Below are 12927 nucleotides of genomic sequence, written 5' to 3'. Positions count from 1 at the left end.
GGGCGAAGTGCTGCGCCGTTTCGGGTGTGGCTGGTTTCGTGGTTTTGTCTCGGAGGACAAGCACCGTGAGGTGCGAGCGCGGCCCTCGCGAACCGGGCCACGGTGCCCACCACGAAACCAGAGGRGKYGATAGCAAGGTGCCGCYCGCGCCGGTACGGCAGGGCACCAAATRGCCGGGCGGCYACCGTCAGAGACAAAACCACGAAACCACCGATGCAGGCAGGATCGTGGCGCTGCGCACCGCGAACGGCAGATGTGGGAATGGTCACCGCACACGAGGTCAGGGGCCGCACCACGTGACCATTGGGTCATGCAGTTGCGATGTCCTCTGGGCCGGTAGGATCGGCTAGCCAACACTCCGGGCCGTACGACGCAACCACCAAGGCAAAAACAGYCTTATTGCTCTGCTCCCGGCAGGGCGGCTTTCTTTTCGTTAGTTTTCTTTGCCGGTCAAAGAAAAGTGACCGGCAGCCCCCGCAGGGGGATGTCGTATGGCCCTTGGGTGCAAAAACCATCGCCGCTCAAAAAACAGCGACCAACCCCAGCAGGGCGATGTCGTACAGCCCTTGCGCCCAAAAGCCAACGCCGCAAAAAAACGACCACAAACGTCAATCAACCATCTATCCATCCATCCCAAATTCAATCCGTCGTACTTGGACTCCAAAACGCCTGATGAATATGCTCCGACTCCGCCAGCTCCGCCATCAATCGATCCAGCACATCCCCATCAACGGACGTTGACGTGAGCACCGCTTCAATCTCGACATCGCTATCCCCGAACGCATGCACCTCCAGGTCCCGGGTCGGATAGTTCCCCGCCTCCAGCGTATCTTCGAGCAAGCGCAACGCCAGCTTCTGCGCGGAGCGCGGCGCGATGACGTAGACCGTATTGGTCACCTCCACCGCGGTCGTATCCATTGGCTGCTGGTTGATGCGATTCACCACCGGTCGCAACAGGGTATTGGCCGCCAGCACAAACAGGCAGCCCAGCCCGGCCTCGAGAATCAGGTCCGCCCCCGCACTGGCGCCGATCGCCGCCGATCCCCATAGCGTGGCCGCGGTATTCAACYCCCGCACATTGCCTTCCTCCCGCATGATCACGCCGGCACCGAGAAAGCCGATGCCCGAGACCACATAGGCCACCACGCGCACCGCGCCGTCGTGCCCGGCCATGCGGTTGGCCATGTCGACGAAGATGGCGGCGCCTACCGCCACCAGCACATTGGTGCGCAGGCCGGCCRTGCGCTGGCGGATCTGCCGCTCATAGCCGATTACCGCGCCAAGCACGAAGGCGGTGGTCAGGCTGACGGTGGTGTCGAGCAGCGAGTCAAGGTTGATGTTTTGAAAGGCTTGGAGGGACATGATGGTTTCCCCGGGCTTGAAAGTTATTGTTATGGAACCGCTTGCGTCTTTTTACGCCGGCCAGGTGTCACGCCGATGTCATCGGCGGCGCCTTTCGCGCGAGCATCGCGAAAGGCGCCGCCCATCGCTTATTGCCAGCCAAAGCGCCGGATATAGAACCGCTTGACCGCCGTCACCAGCAGGGCGTAGCCCAGCACGATGCCGATCATCCAGGGAAAATAGCCGGGCGGCAATGCCTCCAGCTTGAAGTACGCCGCGAGCGGGCCCATTGGCAGCCAGATGCCCACGGCCATGATGGCCACCGTGGCCAACGTCAGCGGCCAGGCCGCGCGGCTCTGAATGAACGGCAGCTTGGGCGTGCGGATCATGTGCACGATCAGCGTTTGCGTGAGCAGCCCGATCACGAACCAGCCGGACTGGAACAGCGCCTGCGCCTCCACGTTGTTGGCGGCGAACACGTACCACATCACCACATAGGTCGTGATGTCGAAGATCGAGCTGATCGGGCCGAAGACCACCATGAAGCGGCCGATGTCGCCCGGGTTCCAGCGCAGCGGCTGCGCCACCAGTTCCTTGTCCACGCGATCGAACGGAATCGCGATCTGCGAGACGTCGTACAGCAGGTTCTGCACCAGCAGTTGCAGCGGCAGCATCGGCAGGAAGGGCAGGAAGGCGCTGGCCACCAGCACCGAGAACACGTTGCCGAAGTTGGAGCTGGCCGTCATGCGGATGTACTTCAGCATATTGCTGAAAGTGCGCCGGCCTTCGATCACGCCTTCTTCCAGCACCATCAGGCTCTTTTCCAGCAGGATGAGGTCGGCGGCTTCCTTGGCGATATCCACCGCGCTGTCTACCGAGATGCCGATATCGGCCGCGCGCAGCGCGGGCGCATCGTTGATGCYGTCACCCATGAAGCCAACCACATGGCCGTTGGCGCGCAGCGCCAGCACCAGTTGCTCCTTTTGCAGCGGCGACAGGCGTGCGAATACGTCGTGATCCTCCACGGCACGGGCCAGCGTGGGGGCGTCCATCTTCTCGATGTCCGGCCCCAGCAGCACGCGCGTGACGGGCAGCCCCACTTCGCGGCAGATCTTGGCGGTGACCAGTTCGTTGTCGCCGGTCAGCACTTTCACCGTGACGCCGTGCTCGGCCAGGGCCTTGAGCGCGGGCAGCGTGGAATCCTTGGGCGGATCGAGAAAAGCGATGTACCCGACCAGCGTCAGCTCGCATTCATCGRCCACGCCGTACTGCGTTTGCGTGGTGGGCGTTTCCTTCATGGCCACTGCCACCACGCGCAAGCCTTCCTCGTTGAGGTCGTGCGTCACCTGGCGCACGCGCGCCAGCATCTCGGTGTCCAGTGCTTGCGCCACGCCATCGATCTGCACGCGCGTGCAGATGCCCAGCATTTCCTCCACCGCGCCTTTGCAGATCAGTTCGTTGTGATCTTCGCGCTCGGCCACCACCACCGACATGCGGCGCCGCTCGAAATCGAACGGGATTTCATCGACCTTGCGGTAATGCTGCGTCAGCTTCAGCTCGCTTTGCAGCTCCACGTGATCGAGCACCGCGCGGTCCAGCAGGTTCTTCAGGCCGGTCTGGTAGTAGCTGTTCAGGTAAGCGTGCTTGAGCACGTCGGTGCTGATGCGGCCCAGCACATCGGTGTGGCGCTCCAGCACGATCTTGTCCTGCGTCAGCGTGCCGGTCTTGTCGGTGCACAACACGTCCATCGCGCCGAAATTCTGGATCGCGTCGAGCCGCTTCACGATGACCTTGCGGCGCGACAGCATCACCGCGCCCTTGGCCAGCGTGGAGGTCACGATCATCGGCAGCATCTCGGGCGTGAGCCCTACCGCGACGGACAAGGCAAAGAGGAACGCCTGCGTCCAGTCGCCCTTGGTAAATCCGTTGACCAGCAGCACCAGCGGCGCCATCACCAGCGCGAAGCGGATCAGCAGCCAGCTCACCTGGTTGACGCCAGCCTGGAAGGCTGTGGCCGACCGGTCGGTGCTGGTGACGCGCGCGGCCAGCGTGCCGAAGTAAGTGTGGTTGCCGGTGGCGAGCACCACGGCGGTGGCGGCGCCCGAAACCACATTGGTGCCCATGAAGGCGATGTTGGCGAGCTCCAGCGGGCTGTCGTGGCGATCGCGCAGCTCGGCGAATTTCTCCACGGGCAGCGATTCGCCCGTCATGGCCGCCTGGCTGATGAACAGGTCCTTGGCCGCGATGATGCGGCAGTCGGCGGGAATCATGTCGCCGGCCGAGAGTGCGACCAGGTCGCCTGGCACCAGCTTGACGATAGGCACTTCGATCTTGTGCGGCGGGCGGGAATGCACGTGCACGTTGAAGTACTCCGCGCTGACGGCGGCAACGCCGGCCGCAAGGTCCCGCCGGATCACCGTGGCGGTGGTGCTCACCATGGCCTTGAGGCTCTCCGCAGCCTGGTTTGAGCGCCGCTCCTGCACGAAGCGCAGCAGCGTGGACAGCGTCACCATGGTGCCGATGACGATCGTCGCCTTCATGTCCTCGGTGAAGTAGGAAATCGCCGCCAGCAGTGTCAGCAGCAGATTGAACGGGTTGCCGTACGAATGCCACAGGTGCAGCCACGCCGGCAGCGGCTTCTCATGGTCGACTTCGTTCGGGCCGAACTGCTTGAGCTTGTCGTCCGTCTCGGCGCTGGTCAGGCCGTCCTCGTGGGAGTGCATGCGTACCAGCACGGCCGGCACGTCCTCGCGCGCGGCGCGCTTGAGCGATTGTGCCAACTGCTCCGGCACGGTGCGCGACGGCCCCGGCTTGCCCAGCGACTCGAACATCGCCAGCCGGCGGAAGTGGTGGGTCGCCCGGCGCGTGCGCAGGAAGGCGACGAAGAGCGTTTTCATCAGGTTCATCGGTGCGGTTTCCCAAAAGTCCCGGCGTGCCGGGGCGGCGATGCTGGAGTGAGACGGGGAGCGGCAAAGGCAGGCGCGTCGCGCCGCCTGCGCCGGATGCGGTGAGTGTGAAACGGCGCGCGCGTCAGCCCGGCCGGGGCTGGTGTGCGGCATGGCGCGCGCGGGGCAGGGCCAGCGTGAGCAGGAGGACGGCGGCGCTGCCTGGCCCGCGGGCATGCCAGCGCAGGATCTGCAGCGCCAGCAAGGCATGTTGTGCGATGAAGAGGGACGGCATGGGGCCTCCTTGCGCTAACGCTCGATGGCGCGCGCAGGCAACGGCGGATATCGCATCGCGAAACTGCGGACGAACGCATTCTCGCGGCGGGATAGCCGCAGGCATTTGCAACGAACTGGGAGGGGGTCGCACGGAGAACCCGTGCAACGGACCACTACCCGCCGGTATCGGCTAGGCAGTGGCGGTAAGACGCCTGGACTTGCCTAGCCGTTCAAGGTTTGGCCGTAAGGCCAACTAGAACAACTGTCCATGGAGATGACTCCGAAGCGATAACGGGGCGAAGGGTAACAAAGGCGGCGCGCGCTTGGCAATCTTTTTCTTCCGGCTTTTTCCGCCGAATAGGACACGTCCTAAACTTTGCGTTTTTCGTGCCGTAAGGCAATGCGTATGCGCTGGTCCTGCGAGACGATCGGCGTGCCTTCGATGCGCCTTCCACGCGTATGTGTAGTAGCGCCTCGCACCAACCTTTGTCAGAATAGGGGGCTGCCATTTTCCCGGCGTTGGGCAAAGCACCGCCAGACGTTCAGCCACTCGGATGCTCACGCATGGTTCCGGCATCCGAGTCAACCACCGCGTCGGCTCGCGGCATCACGCTGCGGMCTGCCAGCATCGAACCTCTTCCGTTCCCTGTGTTCCCAACCTGCCAGAAGCCTATGACCACTGTGCTCCCGAGTGAAACGCAGGATGCCGTGCGCAAGCTGATCCTGCTGATTTCTCTGCATGACCAGGACGCCGCGGACAAGTACTGGACCGCGTTCCAGCATGCGCTTGCGCGCACCGAGACTGGCTGCGAGGGCCATATGCTGCTATGGCCGCTGACCGAAGCGATCGGCGCCGCAGGCTTCTACGTGGAATGGAAAGATACGGCCGCCGTGGTGCGCGGCGTGCAAGCCATGTGCGACCGGGTCGGCCTGCGCGTGGACTGGGGCGCGCCCGAGCCGCTTGCGGCGACCTTCCTCGCGGGCAAGGATGTGCCCGGCCTGATGGCGATCGCGCAGGTCTCGTTGCAAGCGGCCGGCTTTACGCTGTGGTGCTGGGACACGCAGGCGGACGCTTACGCGGGATGGATGATCCGCAGCGCGGACGAGCCGGTGCTGGCCGAGCTTGCCAGGCAGCTTCACCTGATGATCGATCCCGCCGACGAAACCTACTGAGCCGGCTCAGGCTCAGCGTTCACATTTGTTGACATTTGCACCGGGTGGCCGCGAAAGCCTCGTGGCCGTCCGATGCTGGCTCGGCAGCATGCCTGCGCGCTTTGCGCGTTGCAGCTGCCTTTCGACAGAGCCGGATCGTGCGACCCACGCGCGATCCATGCGCGTGCCAGGCGCGTCGTCTTGCGGGATAGCCAAACGGATGAGGCGCGGCGACACAGTTGTTTGCGTTTGCAAAATGGGGGAGCCGCTAACCTGTTGGCCGGGGTGTCCAAAACGGCATCCCTGACCCGCAGGCAGCGGTGCCCCTTGCTGCCGATTTGCCCGCCAGGCCATGTCTCATGGCCTGGCTTTTTTCGCTGCGCGGGCTCGGCCGCGCCAGCGCAAAAGCGCGCCAACACGATATGGCACAATGCCTTCTTGCATTTTGCCGGGGCCACGGCGAGCGCTGCGGCGCTTCGCGCACATGGCTACGGTTCGCCCCCATTTCCTTTGCTTGAGAATCATTCCGGATTGCCCCTGCAACGCGCCAGAGAGCGCCCGAAGTGGCGAGCCGGACGCCCCGCATGCGCTTTTCCCATTTTGTTCATCTCGCCGCCGGGACCCTGGCGTGCTGCCTGAGTCTCGCCGGAGCGGCCGCGCCGGTAGCCCCGCCGGCAGCCCCTTTCGATACGTCGGCGAGCGCGCTGCCCGCGATCCAGCTGGCGGCCCTGCGCGCGCAGCGTCCGCTTCCCCCCATCCGCTTCCTGCTCACGTTCGATGACGGCCCCGATGCCGGCGAGGATGGCAGCACGCCGCTGATTCTGCGCCAGCTTGCCGACAACCCGGTGACGCCGGGCATCAAAGCGCTCTTCTTCGTGCAGACCGCCCACCCGAGGCGTGGCGGCGGCGAGGCCGGCAAAGCGCAGATGCACGCTACCTGCCTCGCCGGCCATCGGCTGTCCGTKCATAGCGGGTTGCCGATCGGGCATCTCTCGCATACGCGCATGTCGCCTGAAGAACTGGAGGCGTCGCTGCTGTCGGGCGAGGCCGACATCATCGCGCAATGCCGCGGCGCGGCCCAACTGGTACGCCCGCCCAACTGGGCCTACAACGATGCGGTGCAGGCGGTCTACCGCAAGCTCGGCCTGGGCATGCTGATGTCGGACGTGAACGCGCGCGACGGCAAGATCTACGGCTGGCATATCAGCCTGCGCCGCCGCTCCCATATGAATAGCGAGCTGGCGCAGGTCAAGGTGGCCATCGCCGAGCAGCGGCTGCCATCCATGGGGGGCGTGGTGCCGATCGTGGTGAGCTTTCATGACACCAACGACTACACGGCCTCGCACATGACCGAGTACCTGCAGATCCTGGTGGAAGAAGCCCGGGAGAACGGCCTGGTGCTGGCGGACCCGCCGTTCTACACGGATGCCCGGGTCGCGGAACGCGCCGCGCGGCTGCGCGCGCAGTCGGGCGTGTATGCGCGCGACAGCTGGCCCTGAGGCCTTGGCGGCAAGGAAATCGCAGGCGGTTCCTGGCCTGGGATAGGGGGGCGCCCGCAACGTACAATACTGCGCCGGGACCCGCTGTGCCCTGCCGATCCGCCTAACCCAACTGCCGCCAATCACAATGGAAAGCGTCGTCACCGAGATTTTCTTCCGCCTTTCCACGGCGTTCTTCTGGCCGGTCGCGCTGGCGTTGCTGGTGCTGTTCGTGCTCTCGCTAGCCGATCTCGGCAGCCTGATCGTGCAGTCCCGGCGCCGCACCGTGGCGCCGCGCAGCGATCTGCCCGCGCTGGCCAATACGCTGGCCTCGAGCCTGCAAAATGGCAAGCCGGCGCAATTGGATGCGGCATTGCTGTCGCCTTCGCTGGCCCGCTTTTGGGGCATGCTGGAAGAACGGCTCGCCCGGCTCGATTCGCACGAACACCTTGATCTGTGGCTGGACGAAACGCTGCAGCGCGAGGAAATGCGCGTGGCCAACCGGCTTGACCTGACCCGCACGCTGGTGCGCATCGCGCCGATGCTGGGCCTGGCCGGCACCATCATCCCGCTCGGGCCGGCGCTGCAATCGCTGCTCGGCGGCGATATGGCCGGCATGGTCAACCACCTGGTGATCGGCTTTGGCGCGGTCGTCTGCGGGCTGGTGCTGGGCGGTATCGCCTATGTGCTGACGCTCACCCGCGAGCGCTGGGCGCGCAGCGATCTCAAGGAAATGGAAAACCTGTGCGAGCTGGTGCTGCGGGCCATGCCCGAGCCAGTGGCGCCCGCAGCACACGCGCGCGCCGCCATCCATCTGGCCGGGACCCAGGCCTGATGGACGCGGGCCAGGGACACCAGTTCAGGCGGCGGCGCTTCGTGCGGCGGCGCCGCGCGCAGGGCGAGCTTGCTTCGGTGCATCGGGAAGACCCGCTGGCCGGCGTGGCCAACCTGTTCGATGCCTCCATCGTGTTTGCCGTGGGCCTGATGGTGGCGCTCACGCAAGCGTTCAGCCTGACCCAGCTGCTCAATCCCGACTCGCAGTTCACCATGGTCCAGCGCGATCCGCGCACTGGCGAGCTGCAATTGCTGGAGAAGAACCGCAAGGAGGTCAAGGTCAGCAAGATGTCCCCGCGGCAGAAGACGGGCGAGGGCACCCGGCTGGGCGTGGCTTACCAGTTGCCGGATGGCAGCGTGGTGTATGTGCCGGAAGGCGCGGCGGCCGCCGCGGCCTCGGCCCCGGGCGCGCGTTGATGGCTTCGGCGCGGCGGGTTTCGCTGTGGCTGCCCTGGCGGCCCTGGCTGCTGCTGATGCTTGGGCTGCTGTGCGGGGGCCTTGCCGGCCCGGGCCTTGCCCGCGCTGCCGAACCCGGGCAGCCAGCCCCGGTACGTGTGCTGCTGATCACCACCAATACGCACCTGCTGCCCGCCGCCCAAGCGCGCCTGCGCGAACTGGCCGGGCCGGGCCGGGTGGTGCTGGACGCCGTGACGGCAGCGCCCGATGCGGCGCAAGTCGCGGCCGCCGATGTCATCTACGCGTACTTCGTTCCCACGACCGTGCTGCGCCAGATGGCGCCGGCCGTGCGCCAGGCGCGGCAGCGCGGCGCGCTGGTGCTGGCCGCGCCGGCAGCGTCCGCCGAGGCCGCCTGGGGCTTTGGCCTGGACGCCGCGCGCAACCAGGCCGCCGAGGCTTACTGGAGCGCCGGCGGCGCCGACAACCTCGCGGGCTGGATGGCCTGGCTGGTGGCCGCCGTGCGCGGCGAGCAGGCCATGGCCGTGCCGCCGCCACGCCCGCTGCCCGCGGCCGGCATCTATCATCCGCGCGCAGCGCAAGCGTTTGCCACGCTCAAGGACTATCTCGCCTGGTACCGCGCCGGCGCAAGCGGCCTGCCGGCCGGCGCACCGCTGGTCGGCATTGCCTTCTATGCCAGCAATTATCGCCAGCAGGATCTCGCGCATATCGATGCGCTGATCGCGGCGCTGGAGCGTCAGGGCATCGGCGCGGTCCCGGTGTTCGGCTGGCCGCTGTCCGGGCTGGATCCGATGCTCACGGTCGACGGCCAAAGCCCTCTGCGCGCGTTGCTGACGCTGAACCTCACCATCAGCCGCGCCGAGGACAAGACCTGGCTGGAGCGCCACGGCCTGCATGCCATCAACCTGATCGCCACGCGCGACAGCCAGGCCGGCTGGCGGGCCGATGCGCGCGGCATCGGCGGCGAGCGCCTGCCGCTGCTGCTTAACACGCCCGAGCGGGCCGGTGCCTCGGAGCCGATCCTGTTCGCCACGCTGGAGGACGAGCACGGCGCCAAGGCCAGCCGTGCCGTGCCGGAGCGGGCAGACGCGGCGGTGGCCCGCGTGCGGCGCTGGATCGCGCTGCAGGACAAGCCCGCGGCGGACAAGCGCATCGCCATCCTCTACTACAACAACCCGCCAGGCCGCGGCAATATCGGCGCCAGCTACCTGGCTACGCTGCCCTCGCTGGTGCAGGTCATGGCGCGGCTGCGCGAGGCTGGCTACCGCACGGGCGCCACGCTGCCGGACACTGCCGAGCTGACCGCACTGCTGGAGCGCAATGGCCGCAATATGGAGGAATGGTCGCCCGGCGAACTGGCCGAGATGGTGTCGCGCGGCCGCGTTACGCTGCTGCCGATGGCGCAGTACAAGCGCTGGTTCGATGCCTTGCCGGCGGCGTTTCGCCAGTCGGTGGTGGCCGCCTGGGGCCCGCCCGAGCGCAATCCGCTGATGCTGGTGAGGGACAGCGAGGGCGGGCAGGACTTCGTGATTCCGGGCCTGCGCTTTGGCAATCTGTTCGTTGGCCCRCAGCCGCTGCGCTCCACCTTCGCGCGAGCGATGGACAGCTCGCACGATACGGTGACGCCGCCGCCGCACTCCTATATTGCCGCCTACCTTTGGTATCGCCACGCCTTCGGCGCGGACGCGATGGTTCACGTGGGCCGCCACGGCACGCTCGAATGGCTGCCTGGCAAGCAGGTGGGGCAAAGCGGCGACGACAGCGCCGAGGTGTTGCTGGGCGACCTGCCCAACGCCTACTACTACATCCAGGACGGTGGCGGAGAAGCCATCCAGGCCAAGCGCCGCAGCGCCGCCGTGCTGGTCAGCCACCTGACCCCGCTGATCGCCCGCGCCGGCTGGCCGGACAAACTGGCCAAGCTGGACGAGGTGATCGAGCAGCAAGAGGCCGCCGCCGACGGCTCCCCCGCGCTGGCGGAGCAATACCGTCTGCAGGCGCTGGCGCAGATCCGTGCCCTTGGGCTGGACCGCCAGCTCGGGCTGGATCCCGGCGCGCCGTGGGAGCAAATCGAGCCGGTGATCCACCGCTTCTTGCATAAGGTGGAAGCCGAGCCGGTGCCGCTGGGCATTCACACGCTGGGCGAGCTGCCGCCGTTGGATGCGCAGCGCCAGGCGCTGGCCACCGTGCTGGAAAGCGCGTTCGACGCGAGCGAGACGCGGGTGATCGGCAAGGACGCGCTCTCGCGCTGGGCAGGCGCATTGGCAGAAGGCCGTGAGCCGGCCAGCGCTGCCGACGCGCCATTGCCGCCGCCGCTGGCGGAGAAGGTAAAAGCCGCGCTGTCCAGTACGCGCGCCTGGCTGGCCAATCTGCGCGAATCGCCGCGCCGCGAGCTGGATGGCCTGGTGACCGTGCTGTCCGGCCGCTACCTGCCGACCGCGCCGCTGGGCGACCCCGTGCGCACCCCGCAGGGCCTGCCTACCGGGCGCAACCTGCACGCTTTCGACGGCGCGCTGATCCCCACGCCGGCCGCCTGGCAGCTCGGCAAGCAACTGGCCGCGCAGACGCTCGCGCGCTATCGCGAGGAAACCGGCAAGGCKCCCGAGCAGGTGTCGATGGTGCTGTGGTACGGCGAGACCGAGCGCCACCAGGGCGCGATGGAGAGCGAGGCGCTCTACCTGATGGGCGTGGAACCGGTCTGGAACGCGCGCGGCGTGGTGGAGGATGTGCGCCTGATCCCCGATGCCGAGCTCGGCCGCCCGCGCGTCAACGTGCTGTTCACCATCTCCGGCATCTACCGCGACGGCTTCGGCGACAAGGTGGCGCTGCTGGACAAGGCCGCGCGCCTGGCCGCCGCCGCCGGCGACAATGCCATCAGCCGCCACGACCGCGAAGCGCAGGCCACGCTGCTGGCGGCTGGCGTGGAGCCGCAACTGGCCGCGCGCCTGGCGCGCGCCCGCGTGTTCGCCGCCAAGCCCGGCAACTACAGCATCGGCGTGCAGCAGATGGTGGAGCAGAGCAAGGACGTGGCGCAGGCCGGCGAGCAGCCGGGCGCGCTGGCGCGGCAGTACTTGCGCTACATGAACTTTGCGTTCTCCAGCGAAGGCTGGGGCGAGACCGCGCCGCAGGCGCTGGCCAGCCACCTCAAATCCAACCAGGCCGTGCTGTTCTCGCGCGCCAGCACGCTTTACGGCGCGCTCGACAACGACGATACCTACCAGTACGCCGGCGGCCTCAACATGGCCACGCGCGCCGTCAGCGGGCAGGCGCCGCGCTTCTGGCTGCACAACCTGCGCCGCGCCGGCGAAGAACAGACCGTGGATGCCCGTACCTGGCTGGCCACCGAGCTCAACGCGCGCAACTGGAACCCGCGCTGGATCGAAGGCATGCAGCGCTCGGGCTATGCCGRCGCGCGCGAGATGTTCAAGGAGATCGAGCATCTCTATGGCTTCCAGGCCACCAGCCCGGAGCAGATGAGCGGCAGCTTCTGGCAGAACACGTATGACGTCTATGTGGCCGACAAGAACGGCCTGGGCATGGACAGTTTCTTTGCGCAAAACAACCCGCACGCGCGGCAGGGCATCCTGGCCCGGCTGCTGGAAGTGGACCGGCAGGGAAGCTACCGCTTCACGCCTGCGGAGCGCGCCGATATGGCACGGCGCTATGTGGCGTCGGTCAATCGCGATGGCTTGTCCTGCTCGGCCAATAGCTGCGGCAATCCCGTGTTGATGCAGTACATCGCCGGGCTGGGGCAGCAAGCCCGGCTGCCCACGGATGCGCTGCGCGAATTCTCCGCGCGGCTGGCGACAGCCATGCCGGGGCGCGAGCMCGCTGCGCCTGGCCGGGCTGCACCGCCCGACGCACCCCATGCGAGCCCGCCGCCGGCTCGGCAGGCCAAGCCGCAGCCAGCACCGGCGCCGGCTCCGCGTCCCGCGGCCGGGCAAGTGACAGGCCAATTGCTCGAAAGCCGCGTGCTCAAGCTCGCCGCGCCCGCACCGCCAAGCGGCCTGGCGCCGCGCGAGGCGCTCTGGGCCGCTGCGCTGATGCTGCTGCTGGTTGGCGCTGGCGCCTTTGCGGAGTGGTGGCGCGGCCGTGGCCGGCGGCAACCCGCGCCACGCTGACGCGCCGCGGGTGGACAGCACCGTGCGATCTCTTTATGCTGATCCCCTCGCCGCGGCCGGGCCCGTGGCCGTTTGCCGACACTGCGTTTTCCGATACTGCGTTTGCCGGCACTATTTACCGGCTGCGCAAAACATAACTTGCCAGGGGCCTGCCACGCCGCGCATCGCACGCCCCGATTCAACCCCAGCGCCAGCGCTGAACTCCCTTATCCGCCATGCAGACCCGTAAAATCCCCGCCACCATCGTCACCGGCTTCCTGGGCAGCGGCAAGACCACCTTGCTGCGCCATATCATCGAGAACGCCAACGGACGGCGCATTGCGGTGATCGTCAACGAGTTCGGCGAGCTGGGCATCGATGGCGAGATCCTGAAGGGCTGCGGCATCGGCTGCGACGAATCCGGCCAGAGCAATGGCCAGCTCTATGAGC

At 67.1% G+C, this 12927-nt stretch carries 9 protein-coding genes; 6 read left to right on the top strand and 3 right to left on the bottom strand.

The features are described 5' to 3' along the window. Positions 1–639: 639 nt before the first annotated feature. The 3 genes from AC1DS3_RS25985 to AC1DS3_RS25975 all read right to left on the bottom strand — a co-directional run bounded on the left by AC1DS3_RS25985 (position 640) and on the right by AC1DS3_RS25975 (position 4521). Positions 640–1362 carry an MgtC/SapB family protein gene (locus tag AC1DS3_RS25985; protein WP_477128244.1) on the bottom strand — a complete coding sequence of 241 codons (723 nt, stop codon included), beginning with the start codon at positions 1360–1362 and terminating at the stop codon, positions 640–642. 128 nt (positions 1363–1490) lie between these two features. Beyond that, positions 1491–4247: a magnesium-translocating P-type ATPase gene (gene mgtA, locus AC1DS3_RS25980; RefSeq protein WP_477128243.1), complete on the bottom strand. Its 2757-nt coding sequence runs from the start codon at positions 4245–4247 to the stop codon at positions 1491–1493. A 124-nt stretch (positions 4248–4371) separates the two neighbouring features. Further along, the gene (locus tag AC1DS3_RS25975) at positions 4372–4521 is read right to left on the bottom strand and encodes a hypothetical protein (RefSeq protein ID WP_441638233.1); all 150 of its coding nucleotides are present in this window, start codon (positions 4519–4521) and stop codon (positions 4372–4374) included. A 653-nt stretch (positions 4522–5174) separates the two neighbouring features. On the opposite strand from AC1DS3_RS25975, the gene AC1DS3_RS25970 reads away from it, so the two are divergent. The 6 genes from AC1DS3_RS25970 to AC1DS3_RS25945 form a co-directional block, all read left to right on the top strand. Beyond that, positions 5175–5675: a DUF6630 family protein gene (locus tag AC1DS3_RS25970; protein ID WP_441638235.1), complete on the top strand. Its 501-nt coding sequence runs from the start codon at positions 5175–5177 to the stop codon at positions 5673–5675. Between the two features lie 563 nt (positions 5676–6238). Then, positions 6239–7153, top strand: coding sequence for a polysaccharide deacetylase family protein (locus AC1DS3_RS25965; protein WP_441638237.1), 915 nt, complete (start codon positions 6239–6241; stop codon positions 7151–7153). A gap of 127 nt (positions 7154–7280) precedes the next feature. Next, a complete protein-coding gene (locus AC1DS3_RS25960) occupies positions 7281–7967 on the top strand; it encodes a MotA/TolQ/ExbB proton channel family protein (protein ID WP_441638239.1) in 687 nt (228 codons plus the stop codon). Beyond that, complete coding sequence (locus tag AC1DS3_RS25955; RefSeq protein ID WP_441638241.1) at positions 7967–8383, top strand: DUF2149 domain-containing protein; 417 nt, start codon at positions 7967–7969, stop codon at positions 8381–8383. The genes AC1DS3_RS25960 and AC1DS3_RS25955 overlap by 1 nt, the downstream gene beginning before the upstream one ends. Further along, the gene (locus AC1DS3_RS25950) at positions 8383–12498 is read left to right on the top strand and encodes a cobaltochelatase subunit CobN (protein ID WP_477128242.1); all 4116 of its coding nucleotides are present in this window, start codon (positions 8383–8385) and stop codon (positions 12496–12498) included. Before AC1DS3_RS25955 ends, AC1DS3_RS25950 begins: the two co-directional genes overlap by 1 nt. A gap of 215 nt (positions 12499–12713) precedes the next feature. Then, on the top strand, positions 12714–12927 hold a 214-nt coding region (locus AC1DS3_RS25945), incomplete at its 3' end, for a GTP-binding protein (protein WP_477128241.1).

The sequence above is a fragment of the Cupriavidus sp. 01L46 genome, assembly GCF_056399905.1.
This window is presented reverse-complemented; position numbering and strand designations above follow the sequence as displayed.